This window comes from Microbispora bryophytorum (assembly GCF_006874465.1).
In the GTDB taxonomy this organism is placed as follows: domain Bacteria; phylum Actinomycetota; class Actinomycetes; order Streptosporangiales; family Streptosporangiaceae; genus Microbispora; species Microbispora bryophytorum.
Map to the genome: position 1 here is coordinate 38,279 of NZ_VIRL01000007.1, position 26,705 is coordinate 64,983.

Here is a 26,705-nt window from a genome sequence, read left to right on the forward strand (position 1 = left end):
AAAGGCGACGGTCAATGGCGATCAGCGTCTTCGACCTGTTCAAGGTGGGGATCGGGCCGTCCAGCTCGCACACGGGCGGCCCGATGGCGGCGGCGCACAGGTTCGCCCGCGGGCTGCACCGGGACGGGCTGCTGGAGAAGGTCACCCGGGTCGAGGCCGTCCTGTACGGCTCGCTCGGGCTGACCGGCAAGGGCCACGGCAGTGACAAGGCGGTCCTGCTGGGCCTATCCGGCGACAAGCCCGAACTGGTCGACGTCGACACCGTCGACGAACGGCTGGCGGCGATGCGGGCGAGCGGCACGGTCACCCTGTACGGCGTGCAGGAGATCCCGTTCGTGGTCGGCGAGCACCTCGTCTTCGAGCGCAGGCTGTCGCTCCCCCACCACCCGAACGGCATGCGGTTCACGGCGTACGCCGGCGACGCGGTGCTGCGCGAGAAGGTGTACTACTCGGTCGGCGGCGGCTTCGTGGTGGACGAGAACGCCACCGGCGCCGACCGGATCAAGCCCGACGACACGGCGCTGCCGTACGCCTTCACGACCGCGCACGAACTGCTCGCGCACTGCGCGGAGACCGGCCTGTCGATCTCCGGGCTGATGATGGAGAACGAGAAGGCCTTCGGCCGTACGGAGGCGGAGATCCGGGCCCGCCTGCTGCACCTGTGGGCGGTCATGGCCGAGTGCGTACGGCGCGGCACCAGCCGCGAGGGCGTCCTGCCGGGCGGCCTCAAGGTCCGCCGCCGGGCCCATCAGCTACACCGGCGGCTGCAGGGCGAAACCGACGGGACCGACCCGCTGCGGGCGATGGACTGGGTCACGCTGTTCGCGCTGGCCGTCAACGAGGAGAACGCCGCGGGCGGCCGGATCGTCACCGCGCCGACCAATGGCGCCGCCGGTATCGTCCCGGCCGTTCTGTCGTACTACATGCGTTTCCTCCCGGGTTCCGGCGAGGACGGCGTCGTCCGCTTCCTTCTCACCGCGGGCGCGATCGGCGTCCTGTTCAAGGAGAACGCCTCCATCTCCGGCGCGGAGGTGGGCTGCCAGGGCGAGGTCGGCTCGGCCTGCTCGATGGCGGCGGCGGGCCTCACCGAGGCGCTCGGCGGGACGCCGGAGCAGGTCGAGAACGCCGCCGAGATCGGCATCGAGCACAACCTCGGCCTGACCTGCGACCCGATCGGCGGGCTCGTCCAGATCCCGTGCATCGAGCGCAACGCCGTCGCCTCGATCAAGGCGATCGCCGCCGCCCGCATCGCGCTGCGCGGCGACGGCCGCCACTTCGTGTCGCTGGACAAGGCGATCAAGACGATGCGCGACACCGGCAGGGACATGCTCGACAAATACAAGGAGACCTCGCGCGGCGGCCTCGCCGTCAACGTCATCGAGTGCTGACCCCCCCCCCCCCGCCGTGATCTTGTAATTTGTCGCAGGCGATGCCCCTCACCTGCACCGGAGCCCTTCGTGATCATGCAGAAAATCGGCGAGCACCCTCCTGACCTGCCGTGGAACCGTTCGTGATCATGCACGCGGGCAGAACGTCGGCCGGAGCCAATAAGGTGGTGACTTCCCCGGCGAGGAGGAGGGCCGTCACGTGAGGTGGCGCGAGGCGCTGCGCCCGCATCGGGCGTTCCTGGTCGTGCTGGTGGCGGGCGTCGCACTGCGCGCGCTCGCCGTGCTCGGCTACCGGCCCGCGTTGTGGTTCTGGGCCGATTCCTTCGCCTACCTCAGCTCGGCCCTCGACCTGCGGCCGCTGCCCTCGCGGCCGTCCGGCTACTCGCTTTTCCTGGCGGCGCTGAGCCCGCTGGGAAGTATCACCGCCGTCGTGATCGTCCAGCACCTGCTCGGTCTCGGCATGGCCGTCTGCGTCTACGCGGTGCTGCGCCGGCGGACACGGCTGCCGGGCTGGGGAGCGGCGCTGGCGGCGGCGCCGGTGCTGCTCGACGTCCACCAGATCCAGCTCGAACACCTCATCATGGCGGACCTGCTGTTCACCGCACTGGTCGTGGCCGCCGTGACGATCCTGTTGTGGCGCCCTCGCCCGGGCGCGTGGTCCGTCGTCGCGGCGCTGCTGCTGCTCGGATGCGCCACGGTCACCCGCACCCTCGGGCTGCCCCTGATCGCGCTGGCGCTACTGCCGGTGCTGTTCGCCGGACGCTGGAGGACCGCCCTCGCCGGACTCGCCGCCGCGTCCGCCGTGCTCGGCGGGTACGCCGTCTGGTTCCACGACGCCCACGGGTCGTACGGGATGGGCGGCAGCAGCACGTGGTTGTGGTCGCGCACGATGACCTTCGCCGACTGCTCGGTGATGAAGCCGCCGAAGGAACTGGCGGTGCTGTGCCCGTCGGAGCCCAGGCTCGCCGCGCCCGCCTACATCTGGGCCGCCGACTCGCCCATCCAGCGGGTGAAGAAGGACAAGGACCGGCTGGCGAGCGAGTTCGCCTCGCTGGCGATCCGCAGCCAGCCCCTCGACTTCCTGGCGACCGGGCTGCACGACGCCATGTGGGCGTTCGAATGGGACCGGAAGGTCTACCCCGCCCCGGGCACGCAGAGCGCGTACGTGTTCCCCGCCTCGGTGAAGCCGTTCACCTCCAAGGTGGCCTCCGGCGGCCGTACGGCGGGCGCGCTGACCACCGCCTACCAGGGGAGCTCCGGGGACACGACCGTGGTCGAGCCGTTCGCGGGGTGGCTGCGCGCCTACCAGGAGCAGGGCTTCCTACGCGGGCCGCTGCTGGCGGCGATCCTGCTGGCCGGGCTCGCCGGGCTGGTGACCAGGCGGTGGTCGGCGCTGCTGCCCTGGGCCGCGGCGGCGGCCCTGCTTCTGCTGCCGCCCCTGATCGCCGCCTTCGACCACCGCTATGTGGTGCCCGTCGTGCCGCTCGCCTGCCTGGCCGCCGGGCTCGCCCTCGGCACGGGCGCGACCGCCGCGCCGTGGCGCGCGGAGGGCAGATCAGGGGACAAATCAGGGGGACGGTCAGCGAGGCGGTCAGCGGCGGCGGACATGCAGGCGAACGACCGCAAGCGCGTCGTCGCGGCCGACCGCGCGGCGAACGCGTGAGATCGCCGACTCGTCCAGCCGCCTGATCACCTGCCGCACGTCGGCCGACCGCCGCAGCGACACCGAAATCCGCACCCTGCCGTCGCGTACGAGCCTGACCGAGATGTGGCCGATCCCGTCGATCCCCTTCAGCGCCACGCCGAGCATGGCGATGCCGGCGCCGGTGCGGCTGCCGACCCGGCCCCAGCCGAGCGCCAGGAAGAGCCAGCGGGTCGCGACCAGCGCGAGCACCATGGCCGCCCCGGCCAGCAGGGGCAGCGCCCACGGCTTCCCGTCGGCCACCCTCCCGTCGACCACGCTCGCGTCGATCAGGGCCACGCCCGGCCGCCCGCGCACGGCGGTCAGCAGGCCGAGACCCCCCGCGACCAGCGCGAGGCCCACCAGCAGGAGCCCGACGCGGTTTCCCCAACGCGGACGCACCTCAGCCCCCTCTCCTGCGCAGCCGTACGACCACCTCCTGGCGGGACCGGACGCCGAGGCCCGACAGCCGGTCCCCGACCGCCGCGCCGACCTCGCGCAGCAGGGCGCCGGTCGTGTCCGCGTCGGCCACCACGGCGACCTCGATCCGCCTGCGGAGGATGTGGACGCCGGCCCGCCGGACGTGCTCGACCTCACGGGCCGAGGCGGCGAGCGTCCGGCGCAGACCGGCGCGGGTCAGTCCCATCGCGAGCAGCGGATCCCGGCATTCCAGGGGCATGAGCCGGGGACGGCCGGGAACGAGCGCGAGGGCCACCAGTCCCGCCCCGCACACGACCATGCCGATCGCGGCGGCGGGGACGACCGGGTCGCCCGTCGTGAGGTTCAGCAGCCGGGACGGCAGCCGCCAGGGCGGCAGCATGCCAAGCATGACGGCGACGACCACGGCGGTGAGCACCCAGCCGAGCAGGGCGATCACCACGGCGACCACGACGGCGGCCGGAGTCCGGGCCGGCCGCAGGACGCGCACCGCGCTCCGCCGACCCGTCGCAGCGCCCCTGCCGCCTGTGTCGCCTGTGTCGCTTCCGGCGCCCTCGACATCCGCGCCCCTGGCGCCCTTGCCGCCGCTGCCACCCTTGGTGCCCTTGGCGCCCGAGTCGCTTCCGGCGCCCTGCGCGCTCCTCGCCGACGAACCCGCCAGGATTCCCTGCACGACGCTCATCAGCCGTTCACCCTTCCCGCTCACCGTGCCGGGTCCGCTCGGTAGTCACCTCACCATGGGTACACGGAGCGGTGACGGGACGGGCGGGTCACCCGCCGCCTTGCGCGATCATGGCGGCGCCACGGCGGAGTTTTTGCCCAGGCCCGGTTAACGTGAACCGCGCTCATGTGTTTCCGGGCGGCGCCGTACTAGGCTGCGCCCATGGACGACCGACAGCGTCTCGACCAGGCGACGGCCCACCTTGAGCCGCCCTTCGCCGTCCTCGACATGGACGCGCTCCGGTCGAACGCGGCCACCATGGTGCGCCGGGCCCGGGGCAAGCCGATCCGGGTGGCCAGCAAGTCGATCCGCTGCCGGGCCGTGCTCGAACGGATCCTGGCCATGGACGGCGTCTCCGGCGTCATGGCCTTCACGCTGCCCGAGGCGCTGTGGCTGGTCTCCACCGGCCTGCGGGACGTGCTCGTGGCCTACCCCACCGCGGACAGGACCGCGCTGCGCGCCCTCGGATCGGACGAGGTGGCGGCACGGGAGATCACCGTCATGGTGGACTCGCCCGAGCACCTCGACCTCATCGAGAGCCTGCGACTCCCCCACCGGATCCGGGTCTGCCTGGACATCGACGCGGGGTTCGTGACCCTCGGCGGCGCGTTCCGGGCGGGCGCGCTGCGCTCGCCGATCCGCGAGCCCGAGCAGGCCGCCGAGATCGCCGCGCACATCGCCAAACGTCCCGGCGTGCGGCTGACCGGGCTCATGGCGTACGAGGCCCAGATCGCCGGGATGGGCGACGACGTTCCGGGACCGTACGGCCGAGCGGTGCGCTGGATGCAGGAGCGGTCGCGCCGCGAGCTGATCGTGCGGCGCGGCCGGATCGTGCAGGCCCTGCGCCAGGTCGCCGACCTGGAGTTCGTCAACGGCGGCGGAACGGGAAGCATCGAGAAGACCGTCGCCGAGCGGGCGATCACCGAGGTCGCGGCGGGCTCGGGATTCTTCCATCCCCGGCTGTTCGACTTCTACCGGGGCTTCACCGGCCGTCCGGCGGCGCTGTTCGCCCTGCCCGTCGTGCGCAAGCCGGCTCCCGACGTCGCGACCGTGCTCGGAGGGGGCTATCCCGCCTCCGGGGCCCCCGGGCCCACCCGGCTGCCCCAGCCGTACCTGCCGGCGGGGCTCAGATATCACTCGGACGAGGGGGCGGGCGAGGTGCAGACGCCGCTTCTGGGCGAGGCCGCGGCCGACCTACGCCTCGGCGACCGCGTCTGGTTCCGCCACGCGAAGGCCGGGGAGCTGTGCGAGCGCTTCGCCGCCTTGCACCTCGTGGAGGGCGACCGGGTGGCCGAGGAGGTCCCGACCTACCGCGGCGAGGGCAGGACCTTCCTGTGACCGCGGGCCCGGCCTCGTGATCGTTCCCGCGGGGACGCGAACGCCGCCGTGAACCGCGTCACGGCGGCGTCGTCGGGCGGCGGGTCAGCGGGAGCGGCGGGAGCGGCGGCGCAGCAGCACGACGGCCGCGCCCACGACGACGACCACGCCGATCCCGATCAGCACCGGGGCGATGCCGGGCGCCGGATACTCCGCGGGCTGCTCGCCCTCGCCGTCGGCCGGGGCGTACGTGCGCGGTCCCAGGACCATGTCCTCCACGGACGTGACGAAGTCACGCGCGTTGGCCTTCGCCTTCTCGACGCCGCGCTCCGCGACCCGCTTCGGGCTCACCCGGTCCGCGATGGCGTCGACCGTGCGAGCGAGCTCCGCCCGCGTGCGCTCGATCTTCCGTTCCAGCGCATCGGGATCGGTGTCCGCCATGCGATCCCCCTCCTGTGGTATTCGTGTGTGATCAGTCTGCCAGGTCCGGCGGTCGCCCCGCACAGGGGCTGAGCCGGTAGTTTGGTGGACGCTTGCCCGCCGATCGCCGCGGGTCACCTTTTTCCGGAGGACGAGATGAGCAAGCTCCAGCCCGGCGACGCCGCGCCGGACTTCACCCTGACCGACGCCGACGACAACGAGGTCTCGCTGGAGTCGTTCCGCGGCAGGCGGGTCATCCTGTACTTCTACCCGGCGGCGATGACCCCCGGGTGCACCAAGCAGGCCTGCGACTTCCGCGACAACCTCGGCGCGCTGACCGAGCAGGGCTTCGTGGTGCTGGGCGTTTCCAAGGACAAGCCCGCCAAGCTGCGGCAGTTCCGCGAGCGCGACGCGCTGACCTTCCCGCTGCTGTCCGACACCGGTCTGGACGTGCACAAGGCGTACGGCGCGTACGGCGAGAAGACGAACTACGGCAAGACCGTGATGGGCGTCATCCGCTCCACATTCGTCGTCGACCCCGACGGAAAGATCGAGAAGGCCCTCTACAACGTGAAGGCCACCGGTCACGTCGCCCGGCTCACGAAAGAGCTGGGGATTTCCTGAAATATCCCTTTCGTTGCCCTCCCGGAATTGTCGGCGGCGGCCGATAAATTCCGGGGCATGGCGAAGTACAAGTACACCCCTGAATTGCTCGCCGCCGCGGCCGCCGGCGCGAGCAGCATCGCCGACGTGCTGCGCCACCTCGGCATCCCGTGGTCGGGCGGCGCCCACGCGCACATCAGTCGCCGCCTCAAGCACTTCGGCATCGACACATCCCACTTCCTCGGCCAAGCCCACAGGCGAGGACAGACATCTCCCCGACGTAGCCTTCCGGCGGAAGTGCTGGTCCTGAACCCCCCGGGCGCCACCCGGGAGAAGCCCACCAAGCTCCGGCGGGTGCTGCGCGAAGTAGGAGTCCCCTACCGCTGCGCAGACTGTAAGATAGGCGGCACTTGGCAGGGCCGGCCGTTGACATTGCACATCGACCACATCAACGGCAACTGGCTGGACAACAGAAAAGAGAATCTGAGGTTCCTCTGCCCGAACTGCCATTCTCAGACAGAGAATCTCGCAGGAAAGGGAAGAGGAAAAGGGGTCGTAGTCCAACGGCAGGAGACCGCGGCTTTAGGTGCCGTACAGTGCGGGTTCGAATCCCGCCGACCCCACAATCAATCATTTGAGAATAACGGCGCATCGAATACCGTCAAAGAAATTAGTCTTTCAGACAAGAGAAGGCGTCTGCGAAGATGGCCGTGATGGTCACCGCGGACGACCTCGCCTTTCTCGAGCGTCTCATGGCGACGCAGGGTGCCCCGTCGCGGTCCTCCGTCATCCGGACGGCGATCGCGCTGCTCCGCGCTCAGAGCGAGCGGGAGTGACCGTCATGGGAGTCCGGCGGTACCCGTAGGTGCGCGCCGGCCCCTCCGCCGGCACGCACCTGTGGGATCTCCGGAAGGAAGTCTCAGCCGGGCGCCTGGCAGCGCACTCCGGCGTCGGTCTGCCTGCACCAGGGCGGCAGGCCGTCCTGGGACTGCGGCGCGTCCTGACCGTTGCCTGGAGGGAAGAAACGCTGCCGGTCGCCTCCGCCGTCCCAGCTCGTCCCCGCGCCCGCCCGGTCCCAGATCATGCTGGTGACGGCCACGACGCCACCGCCGAGGAGCGCTCCGATAATCGCGGACGCGACGCCGACGGCGACGAGTTGCCCGGCGTGTCCGCGGGGACGCCGGGCCGCCAGGCGCGCGGGGACGCCGGGCCGCGGGGCGGACGCGAACCGTGGCCGCAGGTCCTGCCAGCCCGGCGCGTTCCATCCCGCGCCACCGGGGCCGAAGGCATACCCGCTGCCGGGCGGGGGCGCGCCCACGGATCCCGATCCAGGCCTGCTACCGGGACCGGACCAGGGCGAGCCCGCCCCTGCGGCCCCGGGCATGTTCGACGGGCTGGTCCAGGGTGATGTGGGATTGTTTCGAGGTGGCAGTGGCGCGGTCGGCGCGGTCGGCGCGGTGGGCCCGTCTGGCGCGGTCGGTGCGGTCGGCCCATTCGGCCCGTTCGGCGACGTGGATCCGGTCGGCGCGGATGTGGCCGGCCCAGCACCGGCCGACCCGGTCGGTGCGCCCGGCGTAGCGGGCTCAGCCGATCCGCTGGTCGCGGCCGGCTCACTCGGCCCGGCCGACCCCATCTCCGGCTCCGTCTCCGGCTCCGTTTCCGACCGCGTTTCCGGCTCCGGGCGCGGGCCGCGCGACTCGTCCCCTGCGCCGCGCGGCGCCGCGTCCTGATCCGCCATCCAAATCTCCCTTTACCCGCTTCACAGAAGCGTTCCCGGAAGCAAGCATGCGCCGAGATCCGTAAGAACGGCGTAAACGCGGCGGGCGGCTGCGACCTGAGTCGTACCGCCGTATCCGCCGCAAGGGTGAGCCGTTCCTGAGCAGCCGATACGTATGGTTGGGTACGTGTTCGGCAGAATGCGCGCCTGGACCCGGCGCCACAGCAAGCTCGTGGACACGCTCACGGTCTCTCCACTGGCGTTGTTGAGCCTGATCAGCGTCGAGGTCTTCAGCCGGTCCAGCCCGTTCGGGGCACGGCAGGTCGGCGTGCCGGGGCTGCTGCTGCTGTCGGCCGCGCTCATCGTTCCGCTGGTGTGGCGCCGCGACCACCCTCGTGAGGTGTTCGCGGTGGTCGCCACCGTCAGCTTCGTCCAGTGGCTGCTCAACGTCGTCGTCCTGCCCGCCAACATCGCGGTCCTCGTCGCGCTGTACAACGTCGTCTCGCGCCGCACGCTCCGGTGGGCGCTGGCCGCCGGGGCGGTCGCGGAGCTCGGGCTGCTGCTGGCGATGATCCGCTGGACTCCCGAGGCCGGGCGGGCGTGGCTGTCGTCTTCGGCCTTCATCGTCGCCGTCTGGCTCGCCGGGATCTACGCCAACACCCGCCGCCGCTATGTGGAGGGCCTGGTCGAACGCGCCGAGCGGGCCGAGCGGGAGCGCGACCAGCAGGCGCGCATCGCCGCCTCGGCCGAGCGCGCCCGTATCGCCCGCGAGCTGCACGACGTGGTCGCGCACAACGTCAGCGTGATGGTCGTCCAGGCCGACGGCGCGGGATACGCCATCGACGGCGACCCCGAGCAGGCGCGGCGCGCGCTGCAGGCGATCTCGGCGACCGGGCGGCAGGCGCTGACCGAGATGCGCAGGCTGGTGGGCGTGCTGCGGCAGGACGCCGGCAGCCCGGCGGAGGAGTACGCTCCACAGCCCGGCGTCGCCCAGCTCGGCGACCTGATCGGGCAGGTCAGGGATTCGGGGCTGCCGACGGAGTTCACCGTGTCCGGCACCGCCCCCACCCTGCCGGAGGGTGAGCAGCTCGCCGTCTACAGGATCGTGCAGGAGGCGCTGACGAACGTGCTCAAGCACGGCGGTCCGGGCGCGCGGGCCTGGGTGGAGATGACGTACGGCGGGGGCGAGATCGAGCTGAGGATCAGCGACGACGGCAGGGGCGCCGCGGCGCCGCGACTGGTCGGCGGGCACGGGCTGATCGGCATGCGGGAGAGGGCGGCGATGTACGGCGGAAGCGTCCAGGCGGCTCCCCGGCCGGGCGGCGGGTTCCGGGTGGTCGTCCGGATTCCCGTCGGGGTGGCCGCGTGACCCGACGCCACCGTCCTCCGCCGCGGTGGCCGGTCCTCACCAGAGCGTGGGAACCGGCCTTCCCAGGAGCGTGGGGACCCGGCTGTCCCCCGGCCGCGTACGGTTACGGGGATCACGGTGACGACGAGCGGAGCGGCAGTGATACGCGTCATGCTGGTGGACGACCAGGAACTGGTGCGGACCGGGTTCCGGATGGTCCTCGGGGCGCAGCCGGACATCGAGGTCGTGGGCGAGGCGGCGAACGGGCTGGCGGCCGTCGAGGCGCTGCGCACGGTCGAGGCGGACGTGGTCCTCATGGACGTCCGCATGCCGCGGATGGACGGCGTGGAGGCGGCCCGCGTGATCTGCGCGGCGCCGGACGGCCCCAAGGTGCTGATCCTGACGACGTTCGACCTCGACGAGTACGCGTTCGCCGCGATCAAGGCGGGAGCGGCGGGGGTCCTGCTGAAGGACGTGCCGCCGGCCGAGCTGATCAACGCGATCCGGTCGGTCCACTCCGGGGACGCGGTGGTGGCGCCGAGCACGACCCGCCGCCTGCTCGACCGCTTCGCCGTGCTCCTGCCGGAGGGGGACGCGCGACGGCAGGACGCGGGGGTGCTGACGGCGCGGGAGCGGGAGGTGATGGTCCACGTGGCCCGCGGCCTGTCGAACTCCGAGATCGCGGCGCGCCTGCATCTCGCGGAGGCGACCGTGAAGACCCACCTCGGCCGCATCCTGGCCAAGCTGGGGCTGCGCGACCGGGCCCAGGTGGTCGTCTACGCGTACGAGACCGGCGCGGTCGCCCCCGATCATCCACGGGGCTGAGTCCGGCCTACCTCACAAGTCGCACACGTCCCGGCGGGGCCGTCCCGTGGCCGCACGCCGAGGACGTCCGCGAGGCGGAGGAAACGCCCTGATCACGGCCATAGCGTGGCGTCATGACCACAACAACCCAGGTTCGCGCCGCCGTCGTCGCGCGGGGACTGACGAAGGTGTACGGCGAGGGCGACGCGGCGGTGCACGCGCTGCGCGGCATCGATGTCGGCTTCGCCGCGGAGGCGTTCACCGCGATCATGGGGCCGTCCGGCTCCGGCAAGTCCACCCTGATGCACTGTCTGGCCGGATTGGACACCGTGACGGACGGACAGGTGATCATCGGCGACGTCGAGATCACCGGTCTGAACGACAAGCAGCTCACGCTCCTGCGACGCGAGCGCGTGGGTTTCATCTTTCAGGCGTTCAACCTGCTGCCGACGCTGACGGCCGAGCAGAACATCCTGCTCCCCTTGGAGATCGCGGGCCGCCAGGCCGACCAGGCGTTGTTCGACCGCGTGATCGAGACGGTCGGCCTGCGGGACCGGCTCAGGCACAAGCCGGGCGAGCTGTCGGGCGGCCAGCAGCAGCGCGTCGCCGTGGCGCGGGCGCTCATCAGCAAGCCCCAGGTGATCTTCGCCGACGAGCCGACCGGCAACCTCGACTCGCGCAGCGGCGCCGAGGTGCTGGCGTTCCTGCGCAGGTCCGTACGCGAGCTCGGGCAGACGATCGTGATGGTGACGCACGACCCCGTGGCGGCGTCGTACGCCGACCGGGTGGTCTTCCTGCGCGACGGGCTGCTGGTGAGCGAGGTCGAACGGCCGACGCCGCAGACCGTGCTCGACACGCTGATGGCGCTGGAGGCCTGAGCCGTGTTCAGGACCACCCTCACCGGGCTCCTGGCGCATCGCCTGCGCCTGGTGCTCACCTCCCTGGCGATCGTGCTCGGGGTCGGCTTCATCGCGGGCACGTTCGTGCTCACCGACACCATCGACGCCGGGTTCTCCCAGTCGTTCGCCGCGGACGCCGACAAGGTAGACGTGGTGGTGACGCCCAAGGACGGCGCCGAGCCCGACGGGAACCTGCCGGAGAGCGCGCTCGCCGCGGTCAAGGCGGTGCAGGGCGTCAAGGACGCCCAGCCGATGGTGTCCGGGGACGCGCCGCTGATCGGCAAGGACGGCAAGGTCGTGGGCGACTACCCCACCGCCGGTGTGTCCATTCCGGCGAGCCGCATCAAGATCACCTCTGGGAGGGCGCCCTCCGCCGCCGCAGAGGCGGTGCTCGACAGGAACACCGCCAAGGCCCAGGGGTTCGCGCCCGGAGCCACCGTCACGGTGCTCGACCAGGCCGGCAAGCGACAGGAGTTCCACCTCGTCGGGATCTTCGATGTGGGCCTCGACCAGGACCTCGCCTACCGGGGAGCGGTCGCCTTCACCCCCGGCACGGCGCGGCGCGTCACCGGCGCCAAGGGCTTCACCGAGATCGACGTCATCTCCTCGGGGCCCTCGCCGGAGCGCCTGCGTACGGCCGTCGCGGCGGCAGTCGGCGACGCGGAGGCCGTGACCGGGCGGGAACACGCCGACGAGGTGGCCAAGCGCAACCACGTGGACACGTCCTACATGCGGCTGGGTCTGCTGCTGTTCGGCGCGGTCGCGCTGCTCGTCGCCGCGCTCGTCATCTACAACACCTTCAACATCCTGGTCGCGCAGCGGATGCGCGAGATGGCGCTGCTGCGCTGCATCGGCGCGACCAAGCGGCAGGTCTTCGGCTCGATCGTGCTGGAGTCGGCCGTGGTCGGCCTGCTGTCGTCGGTGCTCGGCCTGCTGACGGGCCTCGGCCTCGGGGCCGGCGCGGTCGCCGTGCTGCGGGCCGTCGGGACGGACATCCCCACGGGCACCGTGAGCCTGTCCCCGCAGACGATCGCCGTCGGCATGTGCACCGGCGTCGTCGTGACGATGGCCGCCGCCCTGCTCCCGGCGCGGCAGGCCACCCGCGTGCCGCCCGTCGCGGCGCTGCGCACGCAGGTCGAGGAGCACGCGTTCCGCACCGGGGTCGTACGGGTGGTGTTCGCCGCCCTGTTCCTGCTGGCCGGGGCCGGCCTCACCGCGGTGGGCGTGCTGCAGAAGCCGGGCCAGGCGGCGCTGCTGGCGGTCATGGCGGGCGGCGTGCTCGTGTTCTTCGCGGTGCTCATCCTCGGCCCGGTGATCGTACGGCCGCTGAGCGGGCTGGCCGGCTGGGTGCCGGCGCGGCTGTTCGGCGTGCCGGGGCGGCTCGCCGTGAGCAACTCGCGGCGCAACCCCAAGCGGGCGGCGACCACGACGGTGGCCCTGACCGTCGGCGTGACGCTGATGACGTTCATGGCGGTCCTGACCTCCACGATGCGGACCACCGTGAGCGGCCAGCTCGACCAGCAGTTCCCCGCCGACTACATCCTGTCCTCGCAGACGGGCACGATCCCCCGCCAGGTCGCCGACACGCTGCGCGCGAGCCGCGACCTGGCGGCGGTGACCGAGTTCCGCGGGAAGAAGGCCAAGGTGAACGGCCGCGAGTTCGAGGTGGGCACGGTCACCCAGTCGGCCATCGGCACCGCCATCGAGCCGGAGGCGTCGTCCGGCACGATGGACGGCTTCGGCGGGAGCGAGGTCGCGGTGGCCGACTTCGTGGCCCAGGACCTCGGCGTCAAGGTGGGCGACACCGTGACCGTCGCGTCAGGCGGCCGGAAGACCCCCCTCAAGGTCGTGGCGGTGCTGAAGGCCGACGTGTCCCTGCTGCCGCCCTTCACCATGGCCGAGCAGGCGTTCGAGCAGCACTTCGGCACGGTGGGCGACGCGCGGATTCTGGTGGACGCCTCCGACGGCGTGGCGCCCGAGCGGGCGCGCAAGGTCGTGGACGACGCCACGGCGGCCTACCCGGCGGTCAAGGTCGGCAGCACCACCGAGATCCGCGGCCAGTTCGACGAGGCCATCGACTCGATCCTCATGATCGTCACCGGGCTGCTGGCCCTCGCGATCGTGATCTCACTGCTCGGCATCGCCAACACGCTGTCGCTGTCGGTGCACGAGCGCACCCGCGAGTCCGCGCTGCTGCGCGCCCTAGGCCTGACCAGGACGCAACTGCGGGGCATGCTTTCGGTCGAGGCGCTGGTCCTCGGCCTGGTGGGCGCGATCGTCGGCGTCGTGCTCGGCGTCGCGTACGGCTGGGCGGCCACGGCGACGCTCACGGAGAACGTCTCCTTCCGGCTTCCGATCGAGCAGATCCTGATCTTCATCGCCGCTTCGGGCCTGGCCGGAGTGCTCGCCGCGGTGCTGCCCGCCCGCCGCGCCGCCCGGGCCTCGGTCGTCGGGGCACTTGCCGACTCCTGACGATCGTCACTCGGAGACCGGCGGCGAGGAGGGGGTGCCGGGGCCGGCCGCCACCCCGGGCAGGATCCGGCGGAGGTGATGGTCGACGATCGCGGCCGCGTCGTCGACGCCGAACTCCCCGAGCAGCACCCCGTCCGCGAGGCCACGCGCGAGACCGAGCAGCGCGTGGGCCTCCGCGCCGGGATCGACGTCCGGTGCCGCGCCGGAGGCCGCCAGCAACGCGGTGATCTCGCGATGGACGGCGTCGCCGCCGGCACGATAGAGGGCGCGGATCTCCGGGTCGGCGACGGCCATGCTCAAGAACGCGTGCCCGGCGAGCAGCGGGACCACCGCGGTCACGCCCAGTTCGACGATCGCGAACAGCACGCGCCGCAGCGTGTCCGCCGGGCCTCGAGCGTCCCGGACGGCCTCGCGGACATGGCGCTCGATCTCTTCCCTCAGGATCTGGGCACTGGCGCGCAGCAGATCGGCTTTCCCGGCGAAGTAGTGCTGCACGAGCCCCTTGGAGACGCCGGCCTCCTGTGCCACCTGCCCGATGGTCACTCCGGCCAGGCCGTCTCGCGCGCACAGCCGCAGCGCCGCCTGGACGATCTCCTCCCGCCGAGCCGCGTGATCGACCTTTTTCGGCACGGCCCGCTCCTTTTTGACGATACGAACGTATTGTGATTTCGATGCAATACGATCGTATCGCCAAGTGTGAACGGGAGGAGCCGTACGTGACCGACCCCGTGCGGCCCAACATCGGAGCAGAGTTCCGTCGGCGGCGCCTCGGGCACTTCCGGGACGCGCCGGCCTACGCGCGCTACCGGCAGATCTACGACCGGGCCATGGCCGGCCTCCCGCCGTACGACGGATTCCAGGACGTACCGACCGGCTTCGGAACCGTCCGCGCCTACCGCTTCGGCGCGGACGGCGCCGATGCCGGGACGCCGCTCCTCCTGCTGCCGGGACGCACCGCATCCACCCCGATGTGGGCGCCGAACCTCGCCGGTCTCCGCGCCCGTGGCCGTGCCGTCTACGCGATCGACCTGCTCGGCGAGCCCGGCCTCTCGGTGCAGAGCAGGCCGTTCGCGAACGCGGCCGACCACGGCGTGTGGCTCGCGGAGCTCCTGACCGGGCTCGGCCTCGCCCGGACGCACCTACTGGGCGTGTCGATCGGCGGGTGGACCGCCTTCCGGCTCGCCATGCACGCTCCGGAGAAGGTCACCTCCCTGAGCCTGCTCGATCCCGCCTGCCTGTTCGGCCGGATCACCTGGAAGGCGGTCGCCGTCTCGCTGGGAACGGTCGGGCCGCTCCCGGAACCGTGGCGCATGCGACTGCTGAGCTGGATCTCCGGAGGAGCCGACGCCTCCGGAGACGAGCCGGTCGCCGCTCTGATCTCCGCCGGGATGCGGGACTTCGCCGCCTTCCTCCCCCCGCCGACGTACCCTTCGGACGACGAGGTCGCCGCGGTCGACGTACCGACCCTCGCCGTGATCGCCGGGCGCAGCATCATCCACCATCCAGGCAGGGCCGCGGAACGCGCCCGCCGGCTGCTCGCCCAAGGCGTCGTCGAGCTGTGGCCGGATGCCTCCCACGCCCTCAACGGCGAGTTCCCCGAGCGGGTCGCCGCCCGGGTCCTCGACTTCGTCGACCGGCTCGACGCGGACGACGCTCTCCACGGCCGTCACTGACCGTCGTCGCCGCCGGGCCCGTGCCCGCCGCCAGGGCCGTCACAGGCGGCGGCCCTGGCGGTCGATCACCACCGCGAAGACCCCCGTGACATCCTCGTACGGCGGTTCCACGGCCATGTGACCCCGCTGGGCGTCGATCCACAGGACCTCGCCCCGGCAGTTGACGGCGTTCCACGCGTGGCTGCCTCCTCCTGCCCAGCGGGTGATGAGGACGGCGGCGGCACCGTGACCGCCGAAGATCAGCCGCTGCGCGATCGCCACATATGCCCGGCGGCCGTGGCCCACGTATTCGAAGCGGTGCCCGAGCCACTCCTCGGCCCGGGCGACGCCTCCCGTCTCCCCGGTCAGCAGCGGGCGCCCCGACCCGTCGTACTCCGGCTGCCTGCGAGCCGCCACGACGGCCTCGCCATGCCAGGTGGACATCACCGACAGCGCGCAGTCGACGGCGTTGTTGGACCTGAACGCGTCCTCCGTCGGGCCTTCGGCGTTGATCAGGCGGATCCACGTGCCGCGCGGGTCCGGGAAGCGCCCTCTCACCGCCTGCACGAGGCTCACCTGACCGTCCGGATCCGCCTCGGCCAGGCCACCGGGTTTGCCGTACGAGCGGGTCTCCTCCAGCCGTCGCGGGCGACCCGGGCCGTCCAGCCAGTCGCGTTCGGTCTCGTCGTGCAGCACGGCCGACCAGAAGTCGTCGGCGTCCGCGAAGTCGCCCGTCGCGGGACCGTCGTCCACGGCCCCGCCGGGCGTCTCCGCGAGCCACAGGCCCTGGCCCGTCTGAGCACCGGCGTCAGGTCCCGTCCCGGGCGGCGGCTCGCCCGGCCGATCGCCCTCGAACGCCACGGCCGTCGAGGTCTCGCCCGACTCCGCATCGTCGTGCGTCCCGGCGACGGCGATCTCCAGGTGATCTCCGGGCACGGCCGGGTCCTCGACGTCGTCCTCGTGCTCGACCCCGGCTTCGACGTCGGCTTCGACGTCGTCCGCCTCAGTTCCGGCGGTCCGGCGCTGCTCCACATGCGCGAAATCGCCCCAGTCGTGCGAGCCGGACTCCCCGAGGCCGGGCTCTTCCGCGTCCGCCTCTCCCGAGCCCAGCCCTTCCGAACCCGACCCTTCCGAACCAGCCTCTTCCGCGCCCGACCCTTCCGAGCCCGGCCCTTCCGGGCCCGGCCCTTCTGTGGGCGATGGCGAGCCGTCGAGTGCGGCGTCGGCGGCGGTCCCCGCGGTGGCCTCCCCGGCGGTCTCCCCCGTGGCCTCCTCGGTGGCCTCCCCGTCTGTCGCCTCGGCCGCCGCCTCTCCCGCCGCTTCCGGAGCCTCCCCCGGGTCCTCGAACCCCTCGAGGTCTTCGGCGTCCGCTAATCCTTCGAAGCCCTCGGAATCCTCGGAATCCTCGGCGTCATCCGACTCTCCAATGCCTCTCCGGTCCCGGATGTCGCCGGCATCTCTCCCGTCTCCGGCGTCGCCGGTGTCCTCGGTGTTCCCGGTGTTCCCGGTGTTCCCGGTGTTCCCGGCGTCTGTGGGCGTCGCGGCGGGGAAGTCGTCCCCGCTGTCAGACGACCTTGGTTCCCAAGGGTCCGGCGACCCTGTTTCCCTGACGTCTGGCGACCCCGCACGCCGTCCGGTCGGCGACCCCAGGCCATGTCCCCCGCGTCCCCCGATCTCGCCGTTCCTTGCGGCCGGCACCACTGGCATGGTCACGGTGTCCGCGCCCAGCGGCAGCGCCGCGAGCCGAACTTCCAGGCGGCGGTCCTCCAGCGAAGGCGCAGGCGCCTCGGCGGCCTGCTCGTAGTCCCGCCATCGCCGGCCGTCGGCCGACACGACCGGGTTGTACACACCGGACGGCAGCCGCCACCTCGCATGCCGGCGCGTCCTTTCCTGGCTCACGCGCTTGGCCCCCCTCCTCGCGCACATCAGGGTGCCGATGGTAGGGGCGGGCCGTCCGAAGCACGGCGGGTTTTCCCAACTCCAGACCCGGCTCTGCACCGGGAGACGTGCGGGGGACGGTCAGCGGGCCGTCACGGTGATCGTGTGGTAGCCGGTGGCGCCGTCGGGGGCGGGTGGGAGCTCGTCCGCTGTCTGGGTGTAGCCGGTCGCGTCGGTGGCCCGCACGGAGATCGTGTGGCGGCCCGGCGTCAGGTCCAGGTCGAGCGACCACTGCCTCCAGGTGTCGAGACCCGGGACGTCGGCGAGCCTCGCCTGCCGCCACGCGCCGCCGTCCACCCCCACCTCGACCGCGTCGACGCCGCGGTGCTGCGCCCAGGCGACGCCCGCCACGGTCGTACGGCCCGTCGTGACCTTGTCCCCGTCATGGGGCAGGTCGATCCTGGACTGGGTCTTGATCGGGCCTCGTGGGGCCCAGCCGCGCGGCGTCCAGTAGCCCTCCTCCTGGTCGAAGCGGGTAGCCCTGATCTCGGTGACCCACTTCGTCGCCGACACGTACCCGTACAGTCCGGGCACGACCTGACGGACCGGGAAGCCGTGGGCCTCCGGGAGCACCTCGCCGTTCATGGCGACGGCGAGCAGCGCGTCGCGGCCGTCCATGACCACGTCGACCGGTGTGCCGCAGGTCCAGCCGTCGTCGGAGACGCTGAGCAGCATGTCGGCCTCGCGGCGGACCCCGGCCTCGCGCAGCACGTCGGCGAGCCGGGCGCCGAGCCAGCGGGCGTTGCCGGCGTACGGCCCGCCGACCTCGTTGGACACGCAGGTCAGCGTGACGTCCGCCTCGGTCAGGGGGCGTTTGAGCAGGTCGGCGAAGGTCAGCTCGACCGGCCTGTCCACCAGTCCATGGATCTTCAGGGTCCAGCGGGCCGGGTCCACCGACGGCACGACGAGCGCGGTGTCGACACGGTAGAACTCCGCGTTGGGCGTGACGAACGGCGTGAGGCCGGGAATCCGCAGGTCCGCCCCGGCGGGGATCGGCGCGGCCGGGCGCGCCGCGCGCGGCAGCATCTTGGCCACGCCACGCCGGGCCAGTTCGGCGTCCTTGGAGCCCGACAGCAGCCGTCCGCCGAGACCGGCGACGCCCGCCACCGCGACCCCCGCGGCCGCCCCGGTCAGAAGCCTGCGCCGGTCGAAGGTGTACAGCGCGGAGCCCGATCCCGTGCCCGGGCCACCTCCTGCCCGCATGACGGGCGGCAGGGCGGGGCGCTCCTCCCCCACGGTCGCGGCTCTCGTGCGCTCACCCGACGACGGTCCTGCCGGCGCGTGCGCCGCCAGGACCGTGGCGCCCGTCGCCTGGTCTGCGGCCCGGCCGGTGGCCCGGCTGGCGGCCCGGCTGGCGGCGACGTACTCCTCCTCGTCGCCGCCCATGGCGCGGCGCATCAGGCGCGACAGGGTCCAGGCCGCGGCCGCGGCGCCCGCGATCGAGGGCAGGACGTGCACCACCCCCGCGTCCGGCCGCGACAGCGCCGCGGCGGCGCCGACGAGGCCGAACAGGGCCAGCCCCAGCGTGCCGTACGCCGTGCGGCGGCGGGCGAGCAGACCGAGACCGGCGGCGATAAGCGCGAGCACGACGACGATGCCGCCGAGCAGGACCGGCTTGTCGTTGGATCCGAAGGTGCGGATCGCCCATTCCTTGAGGCCGGCGGGCGTGGCGTCGACCATCGCACCGCCCACGGCGACGACCGGCGCGGCGCCGGGATCGATCAGGCCGGCGACGATCTGGGCCACCCCGAGCGCCACCGCGCCGGCGACGAGGCCGGACAGCGCGGCCGCCCAGGCGGGCATGCGGATGCCTGCTGCGTTCACGTTCCGAACGGTACGCCTACCGGCTCGCCGGGGTCTTACGACGGTATTACGAGACGACCTCGGCGATCACCGGGACGATCGCCCGGAACGCCTTGCCCCGGTGGCTGATCGCGTCCTTCTCCTCGGCCGACATCTCGGACGTCGTGCGGGTGTCGCCGTCCGGCACGAAGATCGGGTCGTAGCCGAAGCCGCCCGTGCCGCGCCGTTCGCGGATGAGGTGGCCGTGCACGGCCCCCTCCACCACGTGCTCCTCCCCCGTCGGCAGCGCGAGCGCGGCCGTGCAGGCGAAGTGGGCCCGGCGGCGGCCGTCCGGCACGTCGGCGATCTGCGCGAGCAGCAGGTCGAGGTTGGCGTCGTCGTCGCCGTGGCGGCCCGACCAGCGGGCGGAGAAGATGCCCGGCATGCCGTTCAGCGCCTCGACGCACAGGCCGGAGTCGTCGGAGATGGCGGGCAGCCCGCTCTGCGCGGCGACCGCGTGCGCCTTGAGCAGCGCGTTCTCCGCGAACGTGAGGCCGGTCTCCGCCACGTCGCCGATGTGCGGGAACGCCTCCAGGCCGACGAGTTCGACCGGCACACCGGCGTCGGCGAGGATCCGCCGCAGTTCGACGATCTTCCCGGCGTTCCGGGTGGCCAGAACCACCTTGTTCATGCTGTCGTTCTCCCGTTGATCAGGCGAGGGCCTCGGCCTGCAGGCGGGTGAGATCCGCGCAGCCGGCCGCGGCGAGGTCGAGCAGTCCGTTGAGCGCCGTCCGGTCGAACGGCGTGCCCTCGGCGGTGCCCTGCACCTCGACGTAGTCGCCCCTGCCGGTCATCACCACGTTCATGTCGGTCTCGGCCTTGACGTCCTCGCTGTAGTCGAGGTCGAGCATCGGCTCGGTGCCGACGACGCCGACCGAGACGGCGGCGACCGAGTTCACCAGGGGGTCGCCGGGGCACATCCGGCGCTGCCGCATCCAGGCGATCGCGTCGGCGAGGGCGACGTACGCGCCCGTGATGGCGGCGGTGCGGGTGCCGCCGTCGGCCTGCAGCACGTCGCAGTCGAGCAGGACGGAGTTCTCCCCCAGTGCCTTGTAGTCGACACAGGCCCGCAGGGATCTGCCGATCAGCCGGGAGATCTCGTGGGTGCGTCCGCCGATCTTGCCGCGGACCGACTCGCGGTCGTTGCGCGTGTTGGTCGACCGGGGCAGCATGGCGTACTCGGCCGTCACCCAGCCGAGACCACTGCCCTTGCGCCAGCGGGGCACGCCGCTTTCCACCGTCGCGGCGCACAACACCCTGGTGCCCCCGAACTCCACCAGGACGGAGCCCTCCGCGTGGGCGAGCCAGTTCCGGGTGATGGTCACGGGGCGAAGCTGGTCGGAACGACGACCGTGTGAACGAGCCATACGGGTCACCCTAGGTCATACACGGCCCCGCTCCGCGCCAACTCCATCGGGCCGGCGAAGCCGCCGCGCGAGGCGTCCTCCAGGATGCGGGACTTGTCGTACCAGGGGACGAGATGGGTGAGGACGAGCGCGCCGGCCTCGGCGCGGGCGGCGTGCTCGGCCGCCTGCCTGCCGCTCAGGTGGAGGCCGGGGGTCAGGCCCGGTTCGTCGAGGAAGGACGCCTCGCACAGCAGCACGTCGGCCTCGTGGGCCAGCTTGACCAGTTCGGCCGACTCACCGGTGTCCGCCGAGTAGGCGACGGAACGGCCCTGGTGGGTGACCCGGAAGCCGTAGGTCTCCACCGGGTGGTTCATCGGGGCGGCCGTCACCTCGAACGGCCCGACGTGCCGGATGCCGGGCGACAGCCGGACGAAGTCGAAGGAGTTCTCCAGCACGGGCTCGTCCGGCATCGCGTACGCCGCGTTGAGCCGCTTGGAGGCGTCGGCGGGGGCGTGGACGGGCACCTTCGGCAGCGGGCCGTCCGGGGTGTACGTGCGCACGACGTGGTAGGCGCACAGGTCGAGGCAGTGGTCGGCGTGCAGGTGGGACAGGAGGATGGCGTCGACGTCGTAGAGCCCGGCGTGCCGCTGCAGCGCGCCCAGCGATCCGTTGCCGAAGTCGAGCAGTAGCCGGAAGCCCTCGGCCTCCAGCAGATAGCAGGAGGACGGGCTGTCGGGGCCGGGGAAGCTGCCCGAGCACCCGATGATCGTCAACTTCATCGCGAACTCCCTACGCCGCTGACGTCGCCGATGCCGGAGACGGTCCGCTCCACCGACTGGAGCTCTGGACCGAGGAAGCGCTGCCCGAGCCGTTCGAACAGCTCGGTGTCGCCGGTCGCCCGGAAGCGGTGCCCCGGCTCGCCCGCCCCGTTGGACAGCCCGCGGTCGTGCAGGATGCGGTAGACGTCCTTGGCCGTCTCCTCGGCGCTGGACACCAGCGTGACCCCGTCCCCGGCGACGTACGACAGGGCGCCGGTGAGCAGCGGGTAGTGCGTGCAGCCGAGGATGAGCGTGTCGCAGCCCGCGTCCTGGATCGGCTTGAGGTAGCCCCTGACCACCTCGATGAGCTCCTCGCTCATCGTCTCGCCCCGTTCGACGAACTCCACGAGCAGGGGCGCGGCCACCGCGACCAGCTCCACGTCGGGGGCGGCGGCGAAGGCGTCGTGGTAGGCCATCGAATCCACGGTGGCCCGCGTGGCGATCACCCCGACCCTGCCGTTCCTCGTGGCCCGCACGGCCCGCCGGGTGGCGGGCTGGATCACCTCGACGACCGGGACGTCATAGCGCTCCCTGGCGTCCCTGAGCACGGCCGAACTCGCGCTGTTGCACGCGATGACCAGCATCTTCACGTCGTGCTCGACAAGGTGGTCCATGACCTCCAACGCGTATGCGCGGAGCTCGGCGATGCTCTTGGGCCCGTACGGCTGGTGGGCCGTGTCGGCCACGTAGAAGATCGATTCGTGGGGCAGCTGGTCGATGATCGCCCGGGCGACGGTCAGGCCGCCCACTCCGCTGTCAAAGATCCCGATCGCCCTGGTGTTGTCCTCCGGCACGCTTCCCAAGGTTAGGGGACTGATCCCCGCCGCCGACGGTAAGAATGCTCACACCGCGCGCCGGGCGGCGGGGAGGCGCGGCACGCGGACAGCGCATACCGGAGGTACGGCAGGCGGACAGCGCGTGCCGGAGACGCGTGCCGGAGACGCGGCAGGTGACGCGGCAGGTGACGCGGCTCAGCCACGGCCCAGACGCGCGATCTGGCGAGACTGGGCGACCAGCCGGCCCGCCGAGTCCCACACCTCGACCTCCTCGTCGAACCAGCCGTCGCTGATCAGCCGTCCGCCGCCGATCAGCGTCAGCCATCCCGGCGCGGGCAGGGCACGCAGGTGCCACGTCAGCTCCACGGTCGGGGCCCATCCCCGCGCCCCCGCCGAGAACACGACCGGCGGCAGCGCGTCCACCGCCAGCGCCAGCACGTACGGGTCGGGGTCCTGCGGCTCGGCCAGCCGGAAGTACGCCCGCGACTCGGGCCGTCCGGTCGGCGCGCCGGTGAGCCAGCCGATCGTGGGCGGGTCGAACGCGAGCTCCATCTGGGCGCTGAAGTTCATGTTCGACTCGGGCTTGGGGTCGGGCAGGCGTACGCAGTCCGCCAGGTCCGGCATGACGGCCGAAGGGCCGTCCGCCCAGTCGGGGGCCGCCTCCCCGTCCAAAGTCGCGGTCGTGACGAGCATCTCGATGAACGGCGCGTCGTCCTGGACGAGCCGCGCCCTGGTCATCGCCGCCGTACGGCCCGTCTTGAGCGGTTCGAGCAGCACCCGGGCCGGGCCCGGCCGGGCCACCCGCAGGAACTGGGCGCTCGTGGAGACCGGGTGCGCGTGCGGCGAGGCGTCCACCACGGCGTGCAGCATCGCGGCCATGAGGTAGCCGCCGTTCAGCGGCCCCCCGATGGAGTATCCGTCGTCGAGACACACGTCATAGGTGGTGTCGTCGACCCGGATGGCCTGCGTCGCCTCGTCGAACTTGGTCATGCGCCCCTCGCCGCTCTACCGAATATTATTCTGCTCATTACTCTAGCGTGGCGCTCCCGCGAAGCGCGCGGTGGGCTCACGGGGCCCGCACAGGACGGCATCGGGACGGCATCGGGGCGGGCACCCGGTTCGCGGTCAAGTGGGCTGCAAGCGCGGCGCTACCGGCCGGGCCTAGCGTCGCGGCATACCCCGACGACGACGCAGGTGAGTGAGCCCCATGTCCCCCGACACCTCCCCGAACGCCCCGAGCCCCTGGCGGCCGGGTGACGAACCCGACCTCGACCGCACCATCGCCTATCGCGTTCCCCGCACCGCCGCGAACGAGGCGCACACCGTGCGGCTGCCGTCCTGGACGGAGCCGGAGGAGATCGGCTCCGCCACCGTATCCGGGCCGGCGGCGCCTCCTGCGGGCCGGGGCCGCCGGGGGCGTGGCTGGATCCTCGCGCTGGTGGCCGCCGTGCTCGTCGGGGTGGTCGGCGGCGGCGGCGTATGGGCCGCCTCGAAGCTCAGCGGCGGCGGCGCGCAGCCGCAGGACGTGCTGCCCGCGAACGCGATCGCCTACGTCCGGATCGACCTCGACCCGTCGGCCGGGCAGAAGCTCGCGTTGTTCGGCATCGCCCGCAAGTTCTCGGCCACCCGCGACGCCTTCGGCGGGGACGACCCGCGCGAGGCCCTGGTCAGCGCGCTGCAGAAGGGCGAGCCGGGTCTCTCCGAGGCCGACTACGCCAGGGACGTCGAACCCTGGCTCGGTGACCGCGTCGGCCTCGCCGTGCTCCCCGCCGACGGCGGCGGCGACCCCGTCGGAGCACTCGCCGTACAGGTGAAGGACGAGGCGGCGGCCCGGACGGGCATCGCCAAGATGGGCCTCGACGGCGGCAAGGGCGGCCTGGCGTTCCGCGAGGGGTACGCGATCATCGCCATGAGCCAGAAGCTGGCCGACGAGTACGTCAAGGCGGCGCCGCTGTCCGGCGAGCCGCGCTTCGCCGCCGACCTCGACGCGCTGGGCGAGCCGGGCGTGCTGTCGTTCTGGATGGACGCGGAGAAGGTCGCCGACGCCGGCTGGAGCGAGGTCGCGGTGACGCCCGTGCTGCGGCAGATCAGGGGCATGCGGTTCGCCGGCGCCCTCCGGTTCTCCGGCGACTACGCCGAGCTGGCCGGGGTCACCCGCGGCGGCACGGCCGCACCGGGACGGCCCGAGCCGGTGAAGATCGGCGAGCTGCCCGCCTCCACGGTCGCGGCTGCCTCGATCTCCGGCCTGGGCGACCTGCTGCGCGAGCAGTGGCCGTCCGTCGAGCAGAGTGCGAGCGGCTCGGGCGGCGAGATGGTCCGGCAGGCCCTCGCCGAGGCGCGGACGCAGTACGGCCTGTCCCTGCCGGACGACCTCGCGACGCTGCTGGGCCGCTCCCTCACGCTCGCTTTGGACGAGCAGGACCTCGACGGCGCGCAGCCCCGGGTGGGCGCCGTGCTCACGACGGACACCGCCAAGGCGCGTGACGTGGTGGACCGGCTCAAGGGCCACCTGAACGGCATGGAGAGGTCCGCCGACATCGCCACCGCCGAGGGCGACGGGCGGTTCGTGATCGCGAGCACCCAGGAGTACGCCGACGCGCTGAACGGCGGCGGCACGCTCGGCGAGAGCGAGACGTTCCGCCTGGCCGTCCCGGACGCCGCGAACGCGACCTACGCCGTGTACGCCGACCTCGACCGGCTGGAGAAGCTGTATCTGGACGGCCTGAACGAGCAGGGGCGCGCCGACGCCGAGAAGCTGCGGGCGGTCGGCCTGAGCGGCACCCACGGCGAGGACGGCTCGACCTTCGCCCTCCGCCTGGTCTTCAACTAACCCCCACCTCACCCTCTCCCCCGCCGTGATCTTGTAGTTTGTCGCACCAACGGCGGGTGAGCTACGGGTATCAGCATCTTGATCTTGCAGCGATCGATGCCAGAGCCGCCTTACCAGGCAAAACACGATTCGTGATCTTGCACTTCTCGTCGAAATGCAAGATCACGAATCGTGTTTGCGCTGATCCCGCAACCGCAGGCCAATCCTGCGCAAGATCACGAAAGGTCCCTTCGCATGTCACAGGCGTGCGTGCGACTAACTACAAGATCACGTCGGCGGGTGGGGCGGTCAGGCCCAGAGCTGGCCTTCGAGGCGGTCCTCCGCCTCGTCGAGGGTTCCCTCGTAGGCGCCGGTGGACAGGTATTTCCAGCCGCCGTCGGCCACGATGAACACGATGTCGGCCCGCTCGCCCGCCTGGACCGCCTTGCGGGCCATGCCGAGGGCGGCGTGCAGGGCGCAGCCCGTCGAGATGCCCGCGAAGATGCCCTCCGCGGCCAGCAGCTCACGCGTCCGGCGCAGCGCGTCGGCCGAGGTCACCGAGTAGCGGGTGGTCAGCACGGACGCGTCGTACAGCTCGGGCACGAACCCCTCGTCCACGTTGCGCAGGCCGTAGACCAGCTCGCCGTACCGCGGCTCGGCGGCCACGATCTTCACGTCCGGCACCTGCTCGCGCAGGTATCGGCCGACGCCCATGAGGGTGCCCGTCGTGCCGAGCCCGGCGACGAAGTGGGTCACGGTCGGCAGGTCCGCGAGGATCTCCGGCCCGGTGGACTCGTAGTGGGAGCGCCAGTTGGCGGGGTTGCCGTACTGGTAGAGCATCACCCAGTCGGGATGCTCGGCCGCGAGGCCCTTGGCCACCCGGACGGCCTCGTTGGAGCCGCCCGCGGCCGGCGAGGAGATGATCTCGGCGCCCCACATGCGCAGCAGCTGGCGGCGCTCCTCGGAGGTGTTCTCCGGCATGACGCAGATCAGCTTGTAGCCCTTGAGCCGGGCCGACATCGCCAGCGAGATGCCGGTGTTGCCGGAGGTCGGCTCCAGGATCGTGCAGCCCGGCGTGAGCAGCCCGTCCTTCTCGGCCTGCTCGATCATCCACAGCGCCGGCCGGTCCTTGACCGACCCGGTCGGGTTGCGGTCCTCCAGCTTCGCCCAGACCCGTACGTCGGAGGACGGCGACAGCCGGGGCAGACCCACCAGCGGCGTACGCCCGACCGAGTCGATCAACGAGTCGAAGCGCATCTAGCGCGCTCCGCCCGCGACGGCCGGGAGCACGGTCACGGTGTCGCCGTCGGCGACGGGGGTGCCGAGCCCGCCGAGGAAGCGTACGTCCTCGTCGTTGAGGTAGACGTTGACGAATCGGCGCAGCCCGGCGTCGTCCACCAGCCGGTCCTTCAGGCCGGGGTGACGAGCCTCCAGGTCGCCGATCAGCTCTTCGAGGGTCGCTCCCTTGGCGTTGACCGCCTTGGCGCCATCGGTGTAGCTGCGGAGGATGGTAGGAATGCGGACCTCGATGGCCATGTCGGCTCAGTCTCCTTGATCAGTGGTCGTCGTTATGATGGGCGTCCACCTGCTCTGAACAGGGGCAGGCGGGCGGCGATTCCAGCGGTCTTCTTCCCCGGCGCCGAGTGGGCGGCCGGGTTCAGCGACAGTCGTAGACGACGACAGACGGCGTGTGCGCGAAGAGGAACGCCTGAACAG

The 26,705-nt window shown here is 72.1% G+C and carries 26 protein-coding genes, 1 tRNA gene and 1 pseudogene; 14 read left to right on the forward strand and 14 right to left on the reverse strand.

The window, feature by feature from the left end; all coding sequences use genetic code 11:
• Positions 1-14: 14 nt before the first annotated feature.
• Both FLX07_RS15385 and FLX07_RS15390 read left to right on the forward strand, forming a co-directional pair.
• Complete coding sequence (locus FLX07_RS15385) at positions 15-1,388, forward strand: L-serine ammonia-lyase (RefSeq protein WP_142571471.1); 1,374 nt, start codon at positions 15-17, stop codon at positions 1,386-1,388.
• A gap of 199 nt (positions 1,389-1,587) precedes the next feature.
• Positions 1,588-3,051 carry a hypothetical protein gene (locus tag FLX07_RS15390; RefSeq protein ID WP_189104998.1) on the forward strand — a complete coding sequence of 488 codons (1,464 nt, stop codon included), beginning with the start codon at positions 1,588-1,590 and terminating at the stop codon, positions 3,049-3,051.
• Here the strand turns inward: FLX07_RS15390 and FLX07_RS15395 are convergent.
• Both FLX07_RS15395 and FLX07_RS15400 read right to left on the reverse strand, forming a co-directional pair.
• On the reverse strand, positions 2,980-3,471 hold the full coding sequence (locus FLX07_RS15395; RefSeq protein WP_142571472.1) for a hypothetical protein: 492 nt from the start codon (positions 3,469-3,471) through the stop codon (positions 2,980-2,982). The genes FLX07_RS15390 and FLX07_RS15395 overlap by 72 nt on opposite strands.
• Before the next feature lies 1 nt (position 3,472).
• Entirely contained in the window at positions 3,473-4,189 is a 717-nt protein-coding gene (locus FLX07_RS15400) for a DUF6286 domain-containing protein (protein WP_142571473.1), read from the reverse strand.
• Positions 4,190-4,390: 201 nt separating this feature from the next.
• Here FLX07_RS15400 and FLX07_RS15405 point away from each other — a divergent pair, with 201 nt between their 5' ends.
• The gene (locus FLX07_RS15405) at positions 4,391-5,566 is read left to right on the forward strand and encodes an amino acid deaminase/aldolase (protein WP_142571474.1); all 1,176 of its coding nucleotides are present in this window, start codon (positions 4,391-4,393) and stop codon (positions 5,564-5,566) included.
• Between the two features lie 84 nt (positions 5,567-5,650).
• Here FLX07_RS15405 and FLX07_RS15410 read toward each other — a convergent pair whose 3' ends face one another.
• Positions 5,651-5,986, reverse strand: a complete 336-nt coding sequence (locus FLX07_RS15410) for a DUF3618 domain-containing protein (protein WP_142571475.1) — start codon at positions 5,984-5,986, stop codon at positions 5,651-5,653.
• 135 nt (positions 5,987-6,121) lie between these two features.
• On the opposite strand from FLX07_RS15410, the gene bcp reads away from it, so the two are divergent.
• From bcp to FLX07_RS38415, 4 genes and pseudogenes are all read left to right on the forward strand, one after another.
• On the forward strand, positions 6,122-6,589 hold the full coding sequence (gene bcp, locus FLX07_RS15415) for a thioredoxin-dependent thiol peroxidase (protein WP_142571476.1): 468 nt from the start codon (positions 6,122-6,124) through the stop codon (positions 6,587-6,589).
• 57 nt (positions 6,590-6,646) lie between these two features.
• Positions 6,647-7,078: pseudogene (locus FLX07_RS38855) on the forward strand (HNH endonuclease signature motif containing protein); the annotation flags it as partial.
• A 39-nt stretch (positions 7,079-7,117) separates the two neighbouring features.
• A tRNA-Leu gene (locus FLX07_RS15425) sits at positions 7,118-7,191 on the forward strand.
• An 81-nt stretch (positions 7,192-7,272) separates the two neighbouring features.
• Positions 7,273-7,404: a hypothetical protein gene (locus FLX07_RS38415; RefSeq protein WP_263407636.1), complete on the forward strand. Its 132-nt coding sequence runs from the start codon at positions 7,273-7,275 to the stop codon at positions 7,402-7,404.
• An 83-nt stretch (positions 7,405-7,487) separates the two neighbouring features.
• On the opposite strand, the gene FLX07_RS15430 is transcribed toward FLX07_RS38415, so the two are convergent.
• Complete coding sequence (locus FLX07_RS15430) at positions 7,488-7,886, reverse strand: hypothetical protein (RefSeq protein ID WP_142571477.1); 399 nt, start codon at positions 7,884-7,886, stop codon at positions 7,488-7,490.
• 64 nt (positions 7,887-7,950) lie between these two features.
• Between FLX07_RS15430 and FLX07_RS38420 the strand changes: the two genes are divergently transcribed.
• From FLX07_RS38420 to FLX07_RS15455, 5 genes are all read left to right on the forward strand, one after another.
• A complete protein-coding gene (locus FLX07_RS38420; RefSeq protein ID WP_142571478.1) occupies positions 7,951-8,298 on the forward strand; it encodes a hypothetical protein in 348 nt (115 codons plus the stop codon).
• A gap of 174 nt (positions 8,299-8,472) precedes the next feature.
• Positions 8,473-9,654, forward strand: a complete 1,182-nt coding sequence (locus FLX07_RS15440) for a sensor histidine kinase (protein WP_229689777.1) — start codon at positions 8,473-8,475, stop codon at positions 9,652-9,654.
• 138 nt (positions 9,655-9,792) lie between these two features.
• Positions 9,793-10,458: a response regulator transcription factor gene (locus tag FLX07_RS15445; RefSeq protein WP_208762227.1), complete on the forward strand. Its 666-nt coding sequence runs from the start codon at positions 9,793-9,795 to the stop codon at positions 10,456-10,458.
• Positions 10,459-10,571: 113 nt separating this feature from the next.
• The gene (locus tag FLX07_RS15450) at positions 10,572-11,315 is read left to right on the forward strand and encodes an ABC transporter ATP-binding protein (RefSeq protein WP_142571479.1); all 744 of its coding nucleotides are present in this window, start codon (positions 10,572-10,574) and stop codon (positions 11,313-11,315) included.
• 3 nt (positions 11,316-11,318) lie between these two features.
• Positions 11,319-13,808, forward strand: coding sequence for an ABC transporter permease (locus FLX07_RS15455; protein ID WP_142571480.1), 2,490 nt, complete (start codon positions 11,319-11,321; stop codon positions 13,806-13,808).
• A 6-nt stretch (positions 13,809-13,814) separates the two neighbouring features.
• On the opposite strand, the gene FLX07_RS15460 is transcribed toward FLX07_RS15455, so the two are convergent.
• Complete coding sequence (locus FLX07_RS15460; protein ID WP_167748251.1) at positions 13,815-14,438, reverse strand: TetR/AcrR family transcriptional regulator; 624 nt, start codon at positions 14,436-14,438, stop codon at positions 13,815-13,817.
• Positions 14,439-14,479: 41 nt separating this feature from the next.
• On the opposite strand from FLX07_RS15460, the gene FLX07_RS15465 reads away from it, so the two are divergent.
• The gene (locus FLX07_RS15465; protein ID WP_142571481.1) at positions 14,480-15,481 is read left to right on the forward strand and encodes an alpha/beta fold hydrolase; all 1,002 of its coding nucleotides are present in this window, start codon (positions 14,480-14,482) and stop codon (positions 15,479-15,481) included.
• A 39-nt stretch (positions 15,482-15,520) separates the two neighbouring features.
• On the opposite strand, the gene FLX07_RS37740 is transcribed toward FLX07_RS15465, so the two are convergent.
• The 7 genes from FLX07_RS37740 to FLX07_RS15500 form a co-directional block, all read right to left on the reverse strand.
• On the reverse strand, positions 15,521-17,359 hold the full coding sequence (locus FLX07_RS37740; protein WP_229689779.1) for a toxin glutamine deamidase domain-containing protein: 1,839 nt from the start codon (positions 17,357-17,359) through the stop codon (positions 15,521-15,523).
• A gap of 120 nt (positions 17,360-17,479) precedes the next feature.
• Positions 17,480-19,222 (reverse strand): molybdopterin-dependent oxidoreductase, encoded by a 1,743-nt coding sequence (locus FLX07_RS15475; protein ID WP_308424419.1) that lies wholly within the window; start codon positions 19,220-19,222, stop codon positions 17,480-17,482.
• 46 nt (positions 19,223-19,268) lie between these two features.
• The gene (gene rdgB / locus FLX07_RS15480) at positions 19,269-19,871 is read right to left on the reverse strand and encodes an RdgB/HAM1 family non-canonical purine NTP pyrophosphatase (RefSeq protein WP_142571482.1); all 603 of its coding nucleotides are present in this window, start codon (positions 19,869-19,871) and stop codon (positions 19,269-19,271) included.
• A 19-nt stretch (positions 19,872-19,890) separates the two neighbouring features.
• Positions 19,891-20,607, reverse strand: coding sequence for a ribonuclease PH (gene rph, locus FLX07_RS15485; RefSeq protein WP_142571483.1), 717 nt, complete (start codon positions 20,605-20,607; stop codon positions 19,891-19,893).
• A gap of 5 nt (positions 20,608-20,612) precedes the next feature.
• Entirely contained in the window at positions 20,613-21,365 is a 753-nt protein-coding gene (locus FLX07_RS15490) for an MBL fold metallo-hydrolase (protein WP_142571484.1), read from the reverse strand.
• Complete coding sequence (murI, locus tag FLX07_RS15495; protein WP_373292570.1) at positions 21,362-22,198, reverse strand: glutamate racemase; 837 nt, start codon at positions 22,196-22,198, stop codon at positions 21,362-21,364. Before murI ends, FLX07_RS15490 begins: the two co-directional genes overlap by 4 nt.
• Positions 22,199-22,375: 177 nt before the next feature.
• On the reverse strand, positions 22,376-23,170 hold the full coding sequence (locus tag FLX07_RS15500; protein ID WP_142571486.1) for a thioesterase family protein: 795 nt from the start codon (positions 23,168-23,170) through the stop codon (positions 22,376-22,378).
• A 217-nt stretch (positions 23,171-23,387) separates the two neighbouring features.
• Between FLX07_RS15500 and FLX07_RS15505 the strand changes: the two genes are divergently transcribed.
• A complete protein-coding gene (locus FLX07_RS15505; RefSeq protein WP_142571487.1) occupies positions 23,388-25,010 on the forward strand; it encodes a DUF3352 domain-containing protein in 1,623 nt (540 codons plus the stop codon).
• 288 nt (positions 25,011-25,298) lie between these two features.
• On the opposite strand, the gene FLX07_RS15510 is transcribed toward FLX07_RS15505, so the two are convergent.
• Both FLX07_RS15510 and FLX07_RS15515 read right to left on the reverse strand, forming a co-directional pair.
• Positions 25,299-26,246, reverse strand: coding sequence for a PLP-dependent cysteine synthase family protein (locus tag FLX07_RS15510; protein ID WP_142571488.1), 948 nt, complete (start codon positions 26,244-26,246; stop codon positions 25,299-25,301).
• Positions 26,247-26,525 carry a MoaD/ThiS family protein gene (locus FLX07_RS15515; protein WP_142571489.1) on the reverse strand — a complete coding sequence of 93 codons (279 nt, stop codon included), beginning with the start codon at positions 26,523-26,525 and terminating at the stop codon, positions 26,247-26,249. It lies immediately after the preceding gene.
• Positions 26,526-26,705 lie beyond the last annotated feature (180 nt).

Coding starts and splice junctions, on each gene's coding strand:
- FLX07_RS15400 (WP_142571473.1), bottom strand. CDS start 4,189: ATGAGCGTCGTGCAGGGAATCCTGGCGGGTTCGTCGGCGAGGAGCGCG.
- FLX07_RS15490 (WP_142571484.1), bottom strand. CDS start 21,365: ATGAAGTTGACGATCATCGGGTGCTCGGGCAGCTTCCCCGGCCCCGAC.
- FLX07_RS38420 (WP_142571478.1), top strand. CDS start 7,951: ATGTTCGACGGGCTGGTCCAGGGTGATGTGGGATTGTTTCGAGGTGGC.
- FLX07_RS15515 (WP_142571489.1), bottom strand. CDS start 26,525: ATGGCCATCGAGGTCCGCATTCCTACCATCCTCCGCAGCTACACCGAT.
- FLX07_RS38415 (WP_263407636.1), top strand. CDS start 7,273: ATGGCCGTGATGGTCACCGCGGACGACCTCGCCTTTCTCGAGCGTCTC.
- bcp (WP_142571476.1), top strand. CDS start 6,122: ATGAGCAAGCTCCAGCCCGGCGACGCCGCGCCGGACTTCACCCTGACC.
- rdgB (WP_142571482.1), bottom strand. CDS start 19,871: ATGAACAAGGTGGTTCTGGCCACCCGGAACGCCGGGAAGATCGTCGAA.
- FLX07_RS15410 (WP_142571475.1), bottom strand. CDS start 5,986: ATGGCGGACACCGATCCCGATGCGCTGGAACGGAAGATCGAGCGCACG.
- FLX07_RS15500 (WP_142571486.1), bottom strand. CDS start 23,170: ATGACCAAGTTCGACGAGGCGACGCAGGCCATCCGGGTCGACGACACC.
- FLX07_RS15450 (WP_142571479.1), top strand. CDS start 10,572: ATGACCACAACAACCCAGGTTCGCGCCGCCGTCGTCGCGCGGGGACTG.
- rph (WP_142571483.1), bottom strand. CDS start 20,607: ATGGCTCGTTCACACGGTCGTCGTTCCGACCAGCTTCGCCCCGTGACC.
- FLX07_RS15385 (WP_142571471.1), top strand. CDS start 15: ATGGCGATCAGCGTCTTCGACCTGTTCAAGGTGGGGATCGGGCCGTCC.
- FLX07_RS15405 (WP_142571474.1), top strand. CDS start 4,391: ATGGACGACCGACAGCGTCTCGACCAGGCGACGGCCCACCTTGAGCCG.
- FLX07_RS15505 (WP_142571487.1), top strand. CDS start 23,388: ATGTCCCCCGACACCTCCCCGAACGCCCCGAGCCCCTGGCGGCCGGGT.
- FLX07_RS15510 (WP_142571488.1), bottom strand. CDS start 26,246: ATGCGCTTCGACTCGTTGATCGACTCGGTCGGGCGTACGCCGCTGGTG.
- FLX07_RS15465 (WP_142571481.1), top strand. CDS start 14,480: ATGCAATACGATCGTATCGCCAAGTGTGAACGGGAGGAGCCGTACGTG.